Genomic DNA, 16285 nt, shown 5'->3' on the forward strand with positions numbered 1-16285 from the left:
TCAGGATTTAGTCCCGAATTTAACGAATTTTCTCTAAACCGTCTTAAATACTGCCTAAAGCAATTTCTACCATTCGGCTAAAACTTTGCTCCCTGTCTTTTGCGGGAAGGTGTTCCCCGGTTACCAAAGAATCTGAAACTGTTAATACTGAAAGAGCCTGTACTTTATGTTTCGCGGCCACGCTATAAAGTCCGGCGGTTTCCATTTCTACGCATAACACACCGTATTCGGCCCATTTTTCGTAAGTCATGTCGTTTTCTTCGTAAAAGACATCTGAAGAAAGTACATTGCCGGCTCTGAATTTTATGCCGTTATTTTTGGCAAATTTTACTGCATTCATAAATAATTCGAAATCTACAGTAGGCGCGAAGTCGGCATGTTGAAATTTAGCTTTATTAAAACCCGAATTGGAAGAAGCAGCCATTGCCAAAACAACTTCATTTACTTTTAGATCTTTTTGGTAAGAGCCGGCCGATCCTACCCGAATGAGTTTTTTGGCACCGTATTCAGTGATTAATTCAGTACAATAAATCAATGCGGAAGGTATACCCATTCCCGTAGCTTGTACTGAAATTTTTTCGCCTTTATAAGTGCCGGTAAATCCCAGCATTCCCCGTACTTCGTTATAACAAACCGCATTTTCAAAGAAATTTTCGGCAATCCATTTTGCTCTTAAGGGATCTCCCGGAAGTAATACATTTTCTGCTATTTCATCTTTTTTGGCTTGTATATGTACGCTCATATTAGTTGTCTTCTGAAGTTACCAGTTTTATACCCGAGGAAGTTCCCAGCCTGGAAACGCCTAATTCTATATATTTAATGGCAGTTTTCCGATCTTTAATGCCGCCTGAAGCTTTTATCTGCATTTTAGTACCAGCGATTTCTTTCATCAATTTTACATCGTCAAAAGTAGCTCCTGCAGTTCCAAAACCGGTAGAAGTCTTTACGAAATCGGCTTTGGCATTTAAAGCAGCCCGGCAGGCAGATTTCTTTTCAGTATCGGTTAAGTAACAGGTTTCAATAATTACCTTGAGCACTTTAGAACCGATTGCTTTTTTAATTGCTGCAATTTCTTTTTCGATATAATCATAATCTCCGGCTTTTAACATGCCAATATTTATAACCATATCAATTTCATCTACCCCTTTATCCAGGGCGTTTCTAGCTTCAAAGACCTTAGCTTCCGTTGTCATAGCACCCAAAGGAAAGCCTATAACCGTTGCTATTTTTACTTCGGAAGTTTTTAAAACCGATTTGGCAATTTCAATATAAGAAGGAGGAATACAAACGGCATAGAATTGATGCTCTATAGCTTCCTCACATAAATTCTGAATATCTATTGGAGTAGCTATTGGATTTAATAAGGTATGGTCTATATACTGGTTGAGTTGCATTATATATTTTATTAAGAATTACAAAGCTAAAACTTTCTACTACATCTAATTTATGATTGTTCTCAGCTTTTTAATATTTTGTGTGTAAGTTTTTAATTCCCTGAGGTTTTTCACTTCAGATCTAGATGAAAAATTTGAAATAAATGTGGAAGGTTTTACAAGTGATGGGAAACCAATATAAGTAAACAGATTTTTTGAAGTGGAATAAACCCTAGTCCTTATTCTGGCTTTCGGGGTAATCTTCATACCAATCATCAAAGGTCTTTTCGGTTTTATAGTTATCGGTAAGGATTTTATAAACAGTAAAGATCAATAAGATTTGACCGGCGCAGGTTAAGTAGAAAACTACCGGAAAACTGGTATTAAAAAACGCCAGAACCGCGATTATCACCAGGAGAATACTGGTTAGGATTAAATATGTAATTCCATTGGCTTTCATAAGCCTTAATTTACGAAAGAGCGTTCTAAACTTCTCTTAAGAAGAAACTAAAAAAATCTTTATTTTAGTAAGTGGGCTTATACCTGTTACCAAACCAATGATTCTCAGGAAATAATATTGGCCAACAGCAATTCTCTTCCAGAAGATAGTGTAAATGACCTGCTAATTAAATTTATAAGTTCAGATAATCCCAGCCTTTCTAATAGGATACAGCCTTCTTGTGAAGCAATTTGTTATTAGCAGGGGAGCGTACACCTATTACAAGATTTTGGAATAACTTTCCGGTTTAGATAATATTTTTTCTCAAAGTCAGCCGGGATTTTTTGCAGGTAATATTGCAAATATTAATAATCCGGAAAAAAATGTAATTGGCTATTTTGATATTTCGTCGGTGACAACAAAAAAACTTATTTTAATTACGAAGATATTTACGACCCTGAGGGCATCAGGCCAAGGTTTGTTTCTTTTGCGGCCTGTGAAGTTACTTTGCCAGACAGTTTAATAGCCCAGATAGAACAAAATTTAATAAGATGGTCACCCACGACACCTGGTGGCGCAATTCAAGTAGTACCAAGAGTTTTTGTGGAATGTACAGTTTTTGGCACCAATGAAAAACCTGAATTTTGGAAGATTAAGATTAGACAGAAATATTGCTGTTATCGCAGTACTGACACATTAAATAATCAATGCAGTTCCTGAGAGGCAAAGTAGGCCCAGAAGAACTTTCTTGAACAGGGATTCATTGATCTTTTGAAAAAAATACCCCCCTAAAAACTGCGCCAGGATAAACACTGGAAAAATGATAAGACTCATTTTCAAGTGGCCGCTATCCAGCACACCTCCAATGGCCAGGGAAGGTAATCTTACCGTTGTAACAAGGGCTAATACCCCAATCATTGTAGCCCTGAAAATTTTCACATTCTCAACTGTGTTTTTTACAGCGATCACATACAACGGACCCCCGGTTGAAAAGACTCCGGCGAAAAATCCACCCAGAACTCCAAACAGCATAGTGCCTTTGTTGCCCAATTTAAGATCGATCTTTCCAACTACCACATAAGCCACATATAGAAGGATAAAAACGCCAAGAGCTTTTTTTAAGATTAAGGGTTGGCTGTAAGTAAGAACAAGAATTCCAATTACTATTCCTATGATGGAGGTGATGCTCAATTTCTTAATAACATGTTTGTCTATATATTTCCACTCCTTATAAACCAGGGAAATACTTGAAAAAAGATAAAAAATAGATATATAGGCAATAGCATCGGGTAGTTTAAGGCCAATTAATAAAATAGGTAAGGCGATTAAAGATCCGGCAAAGCCAACAACGGTTTGCACAAAAAAACCACAAAAGATTGCGGTTCCAAGAAGAAATAATAAGTCGGTATCCATGTAGCAGTAGTAAATTTTAAGATGTCCAAAATTAATCCCAATAAAAGATTTTGCCCAGTGGAAAGAATGGATAAATAATGTTTTTTCCGAATAAAAATCGGTAATTGCACTTAAAACAAATTATTTGATGATCGATAAAGCAGATCTAAAGTTGATCGAACTATTAAAAGTTAATTCCAAAACATCATTTGCAGATCTAAGCAAAAAAGTTTCCCTTTCTCCATCTTCTGTTCGGGAAAGAATCAATAAGCTCGAAGATATTGGAGCAATTAAAGGCTATAGCCTGGAGGTAGATCAGGCTCTGCTTGGCAATAGTCTGGAAGTTTTTATACTGCTGAAAGTTTTTACTGGCAAATTACAGTATGCGATTGTAGAATTGAACAAATACCCTGAAATCCTTAAAGCTCACCGAATAACAGGCCCCCATAATTTCCATCTGAGAGTGGCACTCAGGAACCAGCTACATTTACAGCAGTTTATAGATGAATTGACCAAGTTAGGAGAACCCACTACGCATTTAATCTTATCTGAGCAGGAAAGTAATCGCGAGTAGAGCTTCTTTTTTATCCCCAAAAACCTTTTTGTGTAAGGTTTTTTCTTGAATTTCTAAAAACCAAATAATCTGCTTTTTAACGCATTTGGAATAAGATGCTACGAATGAGCACGGACTAAGCCATAAATTAAAAGACTTCTTTTGATATCTGTGCCTTTTTTAGAAGAAGTTTTAAAACACCTTCTAAACAACGGTATAAAAGGGAGGGCTTTTCAAAGTGCCTGTACACTTAAAGGTGAAAATTAAGGGAGTTCACCCATGAACTATTTAGAAAACTTCAACTACTTTAACTTAAAGTATTGTTAACGTAACAAGGTTTGGATAGTAAAACAACTCTCCACGATCTCATCGCAAAATCTTTGTAGACGCTGGGAGAAGATCGCATACCCCGTTTAAATTTATTATCCAGCCAGACCATAGATCGGGTTAAAAAAGAGGTCTTAAAAGAAGAAATCAACAAAAGACAACAGGTAAAAAAAATTGATAATTAAAAATTTACACCCATCTAATTACCTGAATATTAATAACTTAAGGTGATAATTAAAAATATAAGAGTATGAAGAAGATAATTACTATCTGTATTTTAATTCTACTGGGAGCAAATTTACAGGCTCAGATGCGAGATGTAACCGTAACCTTACAGCCTACCGTGAGTTATAACTGGTTCGACGATAACGCCGCCATCGAAGATGGTGTTATGTATGGAGGAAGAGTGGGTTTTGGTTTTGGTGAAGCAATTGAACTGAGAGCACTATATGAAAAGTCCACAGATATAAATAACACTGTGGATAGTTTCGATGTTTTTTCAGATGATTTTGTTAGTAATTTTACCTCGCGTAACGTAGATATCGAACGCATTGGGGGTGAACTCAAAGCCAACATCCCAATACGAGGTCGTTTTATACCATATTTTATATTGGGAACAGGGGTTCAAAAACTAAAATTTGATATTGCCGCACCAGGTGACCCATCAAATGAACAAAAATTAGAACAGATTTACGGTAATCTGGGACTTGGAACACAATTTAAGTTGGGCAACAGGTTGTTTCTAAATTTGGAAGCAAAAAACACAGTCTTTAACTTGAACCCTGCTTCCGTACTTTTTCAAGATGGGCAGGATCAGTCAGAGTTTGAAGATTTTTTAAATGAAAATAATGATAATCGAATGTACAACTGGTCAGTTTTGGCTGGTTTACAATTGTATTTAGGCGGCCGCAGTCCGGAAGATTTTAGCGATTTAGACAGAGCTTACTACAACAAGTTTTCAGGAGGTTTAGGTGGTTTTAAATTTATTGTAGAACCTGCTGTTTCCTTTGTGAATTTTGATAGTGATAGTAATTTAGCTGATTCTTATTTTATTGGTGGAAAAATCGGTTTTGATTTAAATCAATACGTAGGCATAAGAGGTTTTTACTACCAGGCTACCAAAAATGAAGAAATATCTACCGATTGGGATAATTTGGCAATGTACGGGGCTGATTTTGTAGCTAAGTTAAATGTGTCTCGCGGAGTGGTACCTTATATCAGCGTAGGTGGTGGTTACCTCAACGCTTATAACAGCTATGTTGGTAAAGATTTTCTGACTGGTGTACCTTCCAGCTATTTTGCAAAAGGTGGTTTAGGTTTAAATGTACCCCTTGGCAGAAATTTTGAAGCTTTTGGTGATGCAAATTTATTGTTTACATCTGAACGCGGAACCACAGATTTGGAAAATACAATATCTCCGGATGAGTTAAAACAACACACAATGTTTACTGTGGGTCTTCGCTTTCAATTAGGTAAAAAAGCTGATGATACAGACGACATTTTGCAAAGCAGAATAGATCAAAGGGTAGAAGACCGAACCCAGTCGTATCAAGATCGGATTGATGAGCTGGAATCAGAATTGTCTGAAGCCTACGAAAACAATGACACCAGAAAAGCTGTAGAAATCATCGAGGAGAAAAAAGAACTGGAGCGAATCAAGTCTGATCCAGAAATGAAATCTATAGGGGATGTAAAAGAATCTAAAGTTGAAATGACTCCTAAAGAACTTGAGGATTTAATTGAAAAAGTGATACAGGGTGTTGATGAAGAATCTCGCAAACCACAAACGATTGAGGATCGCATGGATCGTTTAGAGCGTTTACTGTTGGAACTTAACACAGGAACCTACAACCAAAATCTTGTACCAACCCGTCAGGAAGATGCTTCTCAAAAAGTGTTGGACATGTTGAAAGATCTTGACAGAAAGATCGATAAGAATACAGACAACATCAATAACATAAGAGGTTCTCTTCAAAATCAAAATCAGGATCAGAATCAGGATAAAACTGTTGTAATATCAGGCGGGCAACAAACTCCTACAGGTACACTACCAGGGGTGCAACCATCAAAAACTACAGTTGAAACAGATCAAGATGGTAATATTGTCGTGCAATCTGAAAGTGCAAAAGACGGTGTTGCAACTGGTTGGGTAATCAATGAAGGTTTATCTGTTTTCACCGGAGCGGTTGTGGCAGATGATGTTGCTATGATTATTGGAATGAGAGGGAATTACGCCTTTACCAATTCACCATTTAAGTTTCTACCAGATATTTACCTGGCTCCAGGTAAGAATACCGGATTTGGAATAAACGCTAACGTTGTGATTCCTTTTAAAGTGGATGCAGGCGTAATTTTGAATCCTTATGCCGGTCTGGGACTTGGTTATAATGATGCTGTAGGGGTTAGTACATTTAGTCCTAACCTGGTCTTAGGAACATCCTTTAATCTTTTAGGCGGTAAGTTATTTGCAGATTATACTGCTCACAATTTTATCGACATACACAGAATATCTGTGGGATACAAACTAACTTTTTAATGACATGTTACAGTTAAATACAAAAGATAAAACAAGGTCAATTGTAGTTTCGATATGTATATTATTTTCAATTAGTCTTTTCGCGCAAAGCGAAAACACTTCTGAAAAAAGTACCATAGTGATGACACAATCAGATTTGAAATCTTTTTTAAGTACTATAGCAGATGCAAGACGCGCAAAACTTAATGAAAGGGAAAGTGAACAACAGAAAAAGTATTTGACCGAGCTTAGGTTGAAATACCAGGATCGTTCAGATATACGCACAGGTGCATATGATAATGCATCCTATCAGCAAATTTTAAAAGATTTACGTTATCTAAACGAAAGAATCAATGATTTAAGCGCTAATAATACGCTATTGCCTTCTAGAAGTAGAGATAATTCTACCATTCTCTTGCCTGGCAATGCAATCCCCAATGCTTTAAATCAGCCAAATGAGCGTAGCACAACAACTATTATCCCATCGAACAACAAAACAATTAAAGACTTAGAGGAAAGAATTGATTCTTTAAAAAATGTTGAATTGAATAAAGCAGATTACACCAAAGAAAATTCTTTTGCAGATAGCCTGAGTATTATGAAAGGAAATCTTGATGATGTGAGACGACAGATGAATAGTTTGGAATCAAAAATCATAGCGGCCAATAAATTAACCAAAACAGAAGATACCGGGGAAGATAAGACCTATTTTAAACAACAAGTATACTTCGACAATAATTCAGTAACCCTGAAAGACGAATTTTACCCATACATTCAAGACCTGACCCAGATTTTAATTAAATATCCCGAGGCTAAGGTCTTACTTGAGGGTTGGGCAAGTCCGGTAGGAAGAGTCAATTATAATAAAGAACTGTCTATGCGTAGGGCAGAAGCTGTCGAACAAGCTTTTATAAATAATAGAATAGATAAGACCCGTATCATTACCTCCTTTAGAGGCGAAGACAAAACCTCTTCAGAACAGTTTGCACGACGTGTAGATATGTCTATAATTGTGAGGTAAATTTTGAAAGTTCCCTAGTTTTAAAAGGATCTATTATGGAACGCTAATTATTGAAAAACCGTTGGGAAGTTTTTTTAAAAAAAGAACAAAGCCAGTAAGACTATTTTCTTAATTAGAAATTGTTACCAATTTTCATTTAAAGATTTATTCCTTAAACAGTTTACTAATCGCAAAATTAGTCAGGTAAAAATTCATTTCCTGTTAAGTTTTGTACTTCTGCATTTTCGATTCCTGATTATAGGTTTATCTTTCATTTCTTCCTATTACTCTTGAGACAGACTTAAGTGATAGTTTTTTATCAAGACTGTTGTGTATAAATTTTTTTCTTTTTTGATTATTATTACATTATGCATTCTTAACACTTTTAGGATACAGCCTTTATTTTTTTCTTGTTTAAATTATTTGGCTTGTCACCATAAAGTCCTAAAGCTTTCACATAATTTTAACATTTATAGTAAAACCGCTCCTTCTATATCACCGTATATCTCTGTGTTGACCAATAATGGTCTTCATAAATATTAATTCAAACCAATCCTTATGAAAAAGATTAAAATTTTTGCGTGTTTAGGTCTAATATTGGCTGCGTCAATTTTTATTGCCGCCGATCACATTGACGCACCGGGTGTAGCAGGATCTTCTGCAGACATCGCCGATTTCTATGCTTTTGAACCAACAACAGGTTCAGACAACACAGTTTTTATTGTAAATGTACAGTCTAATGTTTTGCCAGATTTAACTTATGGTGAATTCGACGAAGATGTACTGATAGAGATTAACATAGATCTGGATGGTGACCTGGTAGAAGATCAGGTTATTCAAGCGATTCCAAGAGATGGAATTATGTATTTCTTCGGGCCATTTAGTCCATCATCAACAGGTCTTAATAGCGAAGTAGCAACTGGAAATGCTTTAGGATCTGTAGAGATTTCTTCTACAACCGCTATCACAACTACTACAGATAATGGAGTTTCATTATTTGCAGGACCAAGACAAGATGCTTTCTATTTCGACTTTATTCGATTTAATGAAGTGATTGCTCCATCACCCTCAGACAACTCAGGGTTTAATGTCCCAGGAACAGATACTTTTGATGGTGCCAACACACTATCTATCGCTTTAGAAGTGCCAAACGAGTTATTAGGAACCCCAACTGCTCAAAATGTAATTGGTGTACCTGTATATAAAACCTGGGTAACTACAAACAGGAAACAATAATATAACAATCTTAAAAACATAGAATTATGAAATTATATAGTACAAAATTTTTATTCGCGGCATTGTGTACCAGCTTCCTGGTAATTGGATGTAGTAATGACGATGATAATATGGATATGAATCCAAACCCACCTATGGCAGAAGTAGATTTCAGCGGTTCTTTTAGTCAGGTAGACCATATGGGTAGACCAGGAATTAATACAGTTTTAAGCGGAAGTGCTGACATAAAGAACATGCACAACGTAACAATCCCTTCTATGATGGGAGCAAGTTTTCAAGCAGATTTTGAAGCACAATTAGAAGGCATGCATGATGCGTATGCTATAGCATTAGGGCTTACAGCGGAAGATGTAGATTACCAGCCAAACATTTTGGGAGATATTCTTAATGGTCCAGAACCAACCTCAGAAAGTAATCCTAATCCAGTATCGGCTACTGTTTTAACAACGGTATTAGCCAACGATGTATTAGAGGTTGCACCAAACGCGCCAACTATTTATTTTGATGCCGGAGCCGGAGCACCAACTTTCGATGGAGCAATAGGTTTTACAGGGAGAAGACTTCAGGATGATGTGATAGATATTTCACTTATTTTATTATTTGGAGGGGAAACCGGAGCCAGGTTTAATGGTGAGGACGGACTTCCACAATTAGTTACAGATGGGGTATCTCTTACTGCAGATAATATCTCTGCCAGCTTCCCTTATATAGGAGCGCCAGAATAAATTTTATTTTAACCTTTTAAAAAGCCCTTTAAAAAAGGGCTTTTTTTTTAACCAACAGTATCAACCATGAAAATCAATTTTCTTCTAATACTAAGTTTTTTACTAATAATAAGCTGTAAAGAATCGACTTCTGAGCAAGAAAGCCAGATTACAAATTCTGAAGATTATGACAACTATTTAGCTATTCAAAAAGCACGCACCACATCTCCTTATTTCGAGCTTTGGAATTCAAAAATAACAGCAGATAGTATTGAATTGCCAAGTTTTACAGCCGTAGCTGGGCAATATAATATGTTTTTCGAATCTACCGGGAATATAGCTTTCCTTAAAAAAGCAGAACAATCACTGGAAAAGGCCGTAGAAGTTGCCAATATGGATAAAGAAAAATATTACAGGTCTTTAGCAAGAAATTATATTTCTCAGCATAGATTTAAAGAGGCTTTAGTTTATGCCGATTCCGCTGCTCAATTATCTACAAGCATACCTGCAACACAACATTTACTTTTTGATGTTCATATGGAATTGGGAAATTATACCAAAGCAGACAGCATTCAAAAGCTTTTTGCAGACCCACAGGATTTCGATTATATCATTAGAGCTGCTAAATGGAATGACTACAAAGGAAAATTGGATAAGACTATTATGTTTATGGAAAAAGCCAAGGAAAAGGCAGAAGCTGGCAAAAATAGATTGAAACTTTTATGGGTATATTCCAATATAGCAGATTATTATGGCCATGACGGAAGAATTCAGGACAGTTACGAGCACTATTTAAAGACTTTGGAAATAGATAGTTCCAATGCCTATGCTAAAAAGGGAATTGCCTGGATAGCGTATTCAAAAGACAAAAATAGTGTCGAAGCACAACGTATACTTGATTCTGTGCTAACAGCTCATGTATCTCCAGATTATTATTTGTTAAAAGCTGAAATTGCCGAATTTCAAAATGATGAAAAAGCTAAAAAAGATGCGATGGATTCCTTTTGGAAATTAGCAAATAATCCCGCTTACGGAAATATGTATAACACGCATAAAATAGAGGTGTTGGCAGAAGATCCTTCAACTAGAAAAGAAGCCCTGGCTTTGGCTGAACAAGAAATTAAGAACAGAGCAACACCAGAGACCTACCAGGTACTTGCCCTGGCTAATTTAGTAAATGGCAATAACGAAAAAGCTTTGGCTATAATTAATGATCATGTGGCTGATAAAACCTTTGAGCCTACAGCTCTGTTTACTATGGCTAAAATTTACAAAGCGAACTTGATGCCAGATAAGGTTGAAGATTTAAAGGAAGAATTGTTAGAAGCTGGCTATGAAATGGGGCCTGTAAAATTAAGAGAGATTCATTCCCTTTAGGTTCAGGAGATTGATTTGTAATAGAGTAGGGCGATAGGGGTTGTTTTGTACGCTCTATCGCCCTAATTAATTGTGACACTACCCGCAAGTGTTTAAAGTTAAAATAACAGGGGGTAGGACTTTTTTAAAGTCTAACCCTTTTTTCATAGATAGCAAGGAACTGATTTAAGATAATACTCCAGATCCTGATAGGCATTGACCACTTTTTAGTTGCTTCCAATGTAGCCAAGTATACAGATTTCATTGCTGCCTCATCTGTAGGGAAAGACAATTTATTTTTGGTATACTTCCTGATTTTCCCATTGAGGTTCTCGAAAAGATTAGTGGTATAAATGATTTTTTTTATTTCAACTCAAAGAATACGGTAAGGTCTTCCCAGTTGTCCTCCAGCTCTTAATGGCATAAGAATACTTACTTTTTCCATAGTCCTGAAAAATCATCCAGGGCAGCTTTGGCAGCTTGCTGGTTAGGTGCATTGTAAATATGCTTCATATCTGCTGTAAAGGCTCTTTTGTCCTTCTATGCACGTACCTGCAGGCGTTGCGTATTTGATGCACCACACAGATTTGGATTTTGTATTGAGGAAACACGTTCCTGATGGTATCGGTAGACCCGTTTAGGTTGTCGGTGGCCGTGATAAGGTCCGGGATTTTATATAGGTAAGGACATTCATCCAAAAGGCTTCAGATTCCTTTTTGTCCAGCCAAAGCCCCAATACTTCTTTCTTTCCATCCCTGCGAAGCCCGACTGCTATGTATATTGTTTTGTTGATCAGCTTGGGGATCTCCTGTACCTTGAAGACGATACCATCCATCTATACAATTAGATAAACGGGTTCTAATGGATGATTCTGCCAGGCCACGATATCCTCGGTGATCTTTTCGGTAATCCTGGATAAGGTGGAAGTGGAAACTTCAAAATTATAAACTTCCCTGATCTGTTCTTCGATATCGCTATTGCTCATTCCGTTATTGAACTGCTTTAAAAATTCATCGCTAAATAAATCTTCTTTTTTCACACTGTGTAAACTTTAAAATTGGACAAAAAAATAACAGGGGTCGCGACCCCTGTTATTTTTCTATTTACACAGTTTATGAGATAGTCCTTTGATTTTAAAAATTATTTCAGGCTATGATTTAGTTCTTAAAAGTTAACTATTAGATTTCTTTACATAAACTTTCCACTCCTTTATAATTTCTTCTTTTGCTTCTATCTTTTAGAAAATAAAATTGTTAAAATGTAACACTTACTTTCCCTCTAATATAAAATGGAATGCCTGGAGTAAAATGTATTTCTTCGAAGGCATTCGATTCATTGAATAAACGGCTTTCAGTTGCGAATTGGGTTTCATTCCATTCGGTATTTAGCAGATTCTCTACAATGACTCCAAAAGACCAATTCTTCCGATTGTAATTAATATTCAAGTCGGTAACAAAATAGCCTTCTGCCACAATAGAGTTATCTTCATTAGCAGGCCTGTCATCTACAAAGCGATAAGTTAGTCCGCCGGAATAATTCCCTAAGCCATTTACGACAATTCCACCAGATGAAGTAAGGTCGGGTGCTAATGGAATAAAATCTTGCCCGTTAGGTTGCTCTGTGCTTCTGGCATATGTATAGTTGATGTCGCTATACAAATATAACCAATCCCATGCCTGGTAGCGTGCCCCCAATTCTAAACCCAGTCGGTTGGTTTTCCCACTTGGTTCAACGATTCCTGCATCCCCTACATACACAAATTCCTGTTCCAGAAACAAGCTCCAGAGGCTTGCATTTAGGGCTAACTTATCTATCGGTTTAATAATTGTCCCTAAATCCACTCCGTAAGCCGCAGGAAGTATGGACTTTCCATTATTGGCAACTACAACTCTGGCATCATTAGAGTGAAACCCGATTCCCGATTTAAGGAAAAGCTGCCAACTTCTATTTACCGAGTAGATAGTATTCAACTTCGGACTAAATGCAAATTTTGATTCACTTTGATTATCGTACGTGTTGCTTAGCTTGTTCAAATAATCGAATTTAAAATGATCCAGTCTAAGTGCCGGGTTGAGGGTCCATTTTCCCATTTTAAATTGGGTGTTTAAAAAAGCATATGTATTTACTTCATCTACATCCCCTAATGAAATTTGATCTAGCGTCGTTTCGCGGTTTAGTGTACTTGATAACTCTACATCATCTACATCATCATAGCGAAACCCGATCCCGGAAGCATATTTGAATTCAATGTCGCTTCCTAAATCAATATTCTTTCTTTCAAAAACACTTTCTGCACCAACTATTACACGATTTTCTTTTTGTCGTATTTGGTCACCATTTACAGGATCTTCCAGAAAAAAGGTGAAGTTGGAATAGAGTTCGAAATTATATTGAGATATAAAAGCCTTTGATTTTACCATGCTATTTTCGTCAATCTTTTTTTTGTGGTTAAAAAGAAGATTGGATCTGCTTGTTTTTCCCCCTTCTGTATCGTCAATTGCTCCAAATCTTCCAATTAAACCCCGGTCAATGGCACGCTGTGGTACCTGTCCCGAAGCATCCCATTTACTTTGGAAATGTGAGGCGGTAACTGTTAATTCCTGATTTCCCCTTAAATTGTAATTATATCTCCCCATAATATTTATACGGTTGAAATTTTGAGGAGAATCAAATGGGCCATCAGATAGGGATAATTCAGAGGCTATATAAGCATTATTGTTATCGGATTCCAGGAGATTGAACATACCTACAAGCCTTTTGCTATTGAATTGCCCTGCTTCCAGGGAGATCTGATTTTTATTTAAAGTTTTCTTTAGTTGAAGGTCAATATAACCTGCGGTATTAAAATTTCCTTTATCTGAATAATAGGGGCCTTTCCCAAAATCGAGATTTTCAATGGTTTCAGGGATTACAAAATGTAAATCTGCATAACCTTGTCCGTGGGCATGTGAAACCATATTTACAGGCATTCCGTCTACACTTATAGCCACATCGGTTCCATGGTCTACATCAAAACCACGCAGAAATATCTGTTCTGCTTTTCCACCACCCGCATGCTGGCCAATGATCAAACCTGGCACTTTTCGGAGTATTTCCTGTGATGATTTTACAGGATCGATTTGTGTGTCTACACCTACTAATTGGCTAAGGGCATTTACTTCAGAAACTAAAACTATTTGTTCCAGAGATATACTCGACTCTTCCATCTCTGTTACTAATTTTTTGTTCAAATTATCAGGAGAGATTATTAAAAGCTTGGTTTTATATCCCAGACTTGAAAAATAGATTGAATCTTCTGCTGATGTTTTAGGTAAAGTAAAGGAACCAGTGGCATCAGTTCGGCTATATTTTCCCGTAACCTTATTAAAGACACCTACATATTCCAAAGGTTGATTACTTGAATTAATTACAGTGCCTTCCAGATTCTGGGCAAGAATAGCAGTTGTAAAAAGCATTAAAAATGCTGTTATATAATATTTCATGTATAGAAATTTCTTGGGTTGGTAGTTTCCCTTTTAAGAGAAGCTGAAATATTTTTTTTGAAATTTGAACATATCAATGGATATCCAAGTTTGATTTACGCTTAGAAAAACCTACATACAGACATAAGTAAGTCAAATGAATCTCAAATTCATCAGCCCTATATTTCTGTCTAAATAAAATGATATGTCTTACATAAGATTGCTCTGGGGAGGTGGGATCGTAATATCTGGTTCATGGTCTTCTGCGAAGGAAAAGTAATCCCAAATTTTTTTGTCTTTGTAGACTAAGACCGATTGGGGTAAATTTATATTATGAGAGAGAATATGTTTATCTATTTTATTCTCAAAAATTTGTTTTTCCTTATTATCTTTTGAAGAATCATAATTTAAAATCGAATTGAAGAAGGAAATTACCCCGTGTGTGTGATCATCGATTTCTTCTTTATTATGATGATCCTCGGCCTCTACTAAATGATTCAAAGCTAAAAAATTATGATCATCTGTATGATGGTGTTTCTCTTCATTAGATTTTTCAGCATGATGATCTTCAATAACAAATTGATGTGATATTTTATGAAGAAGAATGTTGAATTCTGAATATAATGGAGAAAATAGATATAATAAGGACATTACAACCAGCAGGTTGCGAATAAAAAATGATTGTTTGAAATGCGCTGTCCTCAAGTATTATTTAGAATTAGATAAAATTTAGTATTTAAGAATATCTACGTAATAAATGCCCAAGAGGTTTTTGGGATGCTGAAAATAATAGCAGAATGCATGTATTTTCCTGCTCAATATTATCATTTAGGCAGCTTAATGGTATGAGAACAATTTTTTCGTAGTTTCTTTGTCAAGCTTCTTAAACAACTAGCTTAGATATTGATTAATTACGTCTTAGCTGCAAATCTTTCTTAATTTGATTGCGGAAGTAATTAAACATGATCCAGGAAAACTAACAGGTCTATTACATTAATTGTATAGTTTTATTACAGATCGAAACATTTATATTGTGATATGTTCTGGACCGTTATAAACTATGTTCGACTTAAAAACATCGAGCATATTTAAGATCTAAGTAGTAAATTCGTGCCTTTTTGTACGGAGGTTTTTTGGTTGGGAAGTGCATAGGAATTGACGGACAGGCTTTTGAGATATTGGGATAAATTTAGAAGCACTTAATTTCCTAACATCCGTGCTGGGAAAGCAATGGATTAAACCGACATTCCCAAAATATTATTTATTAAATACCCGGGCCTTTTGTCTAATTTCAAGAGAACTATTTTTGGCTTTAAAGTCAGAGAAACTTAGGGAATTTTTCACTCTTGTGTTGGCTGAACCACTTAGCTGTAATAGCTCGTGTGTTTAAAAGGTATTAGTGCCAGTATGACTCCTTGTGAATATAGATCAGCTCTATCAATAACGTTTCCTGTAAGAATTCCTACGGCACCGTTCTTCTGTTTAGAATTATTTTGGCCAAACACGATGTCATCTGCCTCACCCAATTCTTTTCCTTCATTGATGAGGCTGATTATTTCATCGGGAAGAAAAAAAGTTCCTGTTTTTCCTTTCCCGATGTACTGTCTCGATTTAACCACTATCCATGCGAAGGCCTGCATTTCTTTTTCACCTGTTTTTTCAATCCCGCCTTCGATTCCCACCCAATAGTCTGCATTTTGAACCTTGGCCATGGCATTGTTTGCCCTGTTAAGAGCACCACGCAGGGTTGTATCATCCTCCATAGGTTGATCCTGCACTCCTGAGGGTACTGAAATACCTTTGAAATTGAAGGTCTCTTCCTGAAACATTTTGGTGAATCCTTCTTTTACGGCCTTTAACTTCACAGGATTTTTGGAAGCAATAATAACTTTTTTGTCCATATCTTCTTTAAGTGAATGTAAAAGTAGA

Annotated in this window: 13 protein-coding genes and 1 pseudogene; 6 read left to right on the forward strand and 8 right to left on the reverse strand. The window is 36.2% G+C overall.

Annotation, left to right across the window (positions count from 1 at the left end; translation table 11 throughout):
* Positions 1 to 43: 43 nt before the first annotated feature.
* The 4 genes from deoD to LB467_RS05035 form a co-directional block, all read right to left on the reverse strand.
* Positions 44 to 742 (reverse strand): purine-nucleoside phosphorylase, encoded by a 699-nt coding sequence (deoD, locus tag LB467_RS05020; RefSeq protein ID WP_224472925.1) that lies wholly within the window; start codon positions 740 to 742, stop codon positions 44 to 46.
* A gap of 1 nt (position 743) precedes the next feature.
* Positions 744 to 1394, reverse strand: coding sequence for a deoxyribose-phosphate aldolase (gene deoC / locus LB467_RS05025; protein WP_224472926.1), 651 nt, complete (start codon positions 1392 to 1394; stop codon positions 744 to 746).
* A 211-nt stretch (positions 1395 to 1605) separates the two neighbouring features.
* Positions 1606 to 1833 carry a hypothetical protein gene (locus LB467_RS05030; protein ID WP_224472927.1) on the reverse strand — a complete coding sequence of 76 codons (228 nt, stop codon included), beginning with the start codon at positions 1831 to 1833 and terminating at the stop codon, positions 1606 to 1608.
* 675 nt (positions 1834 to 2508) lie between these two features.
* Positions 2509 to 3225: a sulfite exporter TauE/SafE family protein gene (locus LB467_RS05035; RefSeq protein ID WP_224472928.1), complete on the reverse strand. Its 717-nt coding sequence runs from the start codon at positions 3223 to 3225 to the stop codon at positions 2509 to 2511.
* Positions 3226 to 3352: 127 nt separating this feature from the next.
* On the opposite strand from LB467_RS05035, the gene LB467_RS05040 reads away from it, so the two are divergent.
* The 6 genes from LB467_RS05040 to LB467_RS05065 all read left to right on the forward strand — a co-directional run bounded on the left by LB467_RS05040 (position 3353) and on the right by LB467_RS05065 (position 10916).
* The gene (locus tag LB467_RS05040) at positions 3353 to 3778 is read left to right on the forward strand and encodes an Lrp/AsnC family transcriptional regulator (RefSeq protein WP_224472929.1); all 426 of its coding nucleotides are present in this window, start codon (positions 3353 to 3355) and stop codon (positions 3776 to 3778) included.
* Between the two features lie 556 nt (positions 3779 to 4334).
* Positions 4335 to 6620 (forward strand): outer membrane beta-barrel protein, encoded by a 2286-nt coding sequence (locus LB467_RS05045; RefSeq protein ID WP_224472930.1) that lies wholly within the window; start codon positions 4335 to 4337, stop codon positions 6618 to 6620.
* 121 nt (positions 6621 to 6741) lie between these two features.
* Positions 6742 to 7620 (forward strand): OmpA family protein, encoded by an 879-nt coding sequence (locus LB467_RS05050; RefSeq protein WP_224472931.1) that lies wholly within the window; start codon positions 6742 to 6744, stop codon positions 7618 to 7620.
* A 537-nt stretch (positions 7621 to 8157) separates the two neighbouring features.
* Positions 8158 to 8835, forward strand: a complete 678-nt coding sequence (locus tag LB467_RS05055) for a DUF4331 family protein (protein WP_224472932.1) — start codon at positions 8158 to 8160, stop codon at positions 8833 to 8835.
* A gap of 26 nt (positions 8836 to 8861) precedes the next feature.
* Positions 8862 to 9560, forward strand: a complete 699-nt coding sequence (locus LB467_RS05060) for a DUF4331 family protein (protein ID WP_224472933.1) — start codon at positions 8862 to 8864, stop codon at positions 9558 to 9560.
* 66 nt (positions 9561 to 9626) lie between these two features.
* The gene (locus LB467_RS05065; RefSeq protein WP_224472934.1) at positions 9627 to 10916 is read left to right on the forward strand and encodes a tetratricopeptide repeat protein; all 1290 of its coding nucleotides are present in this window, start codon (positions 9627 to 9629) and stop codon (positions 10914 to 10916) included.
* Between the two features lie 124 nt (positions 10917 to 11040).
* Here the strand turns inward: LB467_RS05065 and LB467_RS05070 are convergent.
* From LB467_RS05070 to yjjX, 4 genes and pseudogenes are all read right to left on the reverse strand, one after another.
* Positions 11041 to 11934: pseudogene (locus LB467_RS05070) on the reverse strand (IS256 family transposase).
* 214 nt (positions 11935 to 12148) lie between these two features.
* The gene (locus tag LB467_RS05075) at positions 12149 to 14377 is read right to left on the reverse strand and encodes a TonB-dependent receptor (protein ID WP_224472935.1); all 2229 of its coding nucleotides are present in this window, start codon (positions 14375 to 14377) and stop codon (positions 12149 to 12151) included.
* A 189-nt stretch (positions 14378 to 14566) separates the two neighbouring features.
* Positions 14567 to 15007, reverse strand: a complete 441-nt coding sequence (locus LB467_RS05080) for a hypothetical protein (RefSeq protein WP_224472936.1) — start codon at positions 15005 to 15007, stop codon at positions 14567 to 14569.
* 713 nt (positions 15008 to 15720) lie between these two features.
* Positions 15721 to 16285 (reverse strand): inosine/xanthosine triphosphatase (gene yjjX, locus LB467_RS05085; RefSeq protein WP_317196340.1); only part of this gene is annotated, 565 nt, incomplete at its 5' end.

The organism is Salegentibacter tibetensis (assembly GCF_020164485.1).
In the GTDB taxonomy this organism is placed as follows: domain Bacteria; phylum Bacteroidota; class Bacteroidia; order Flavobacteriales; family Flavobacteriaceae; genus Salegentibacter; species Salegentibacter tibetensis.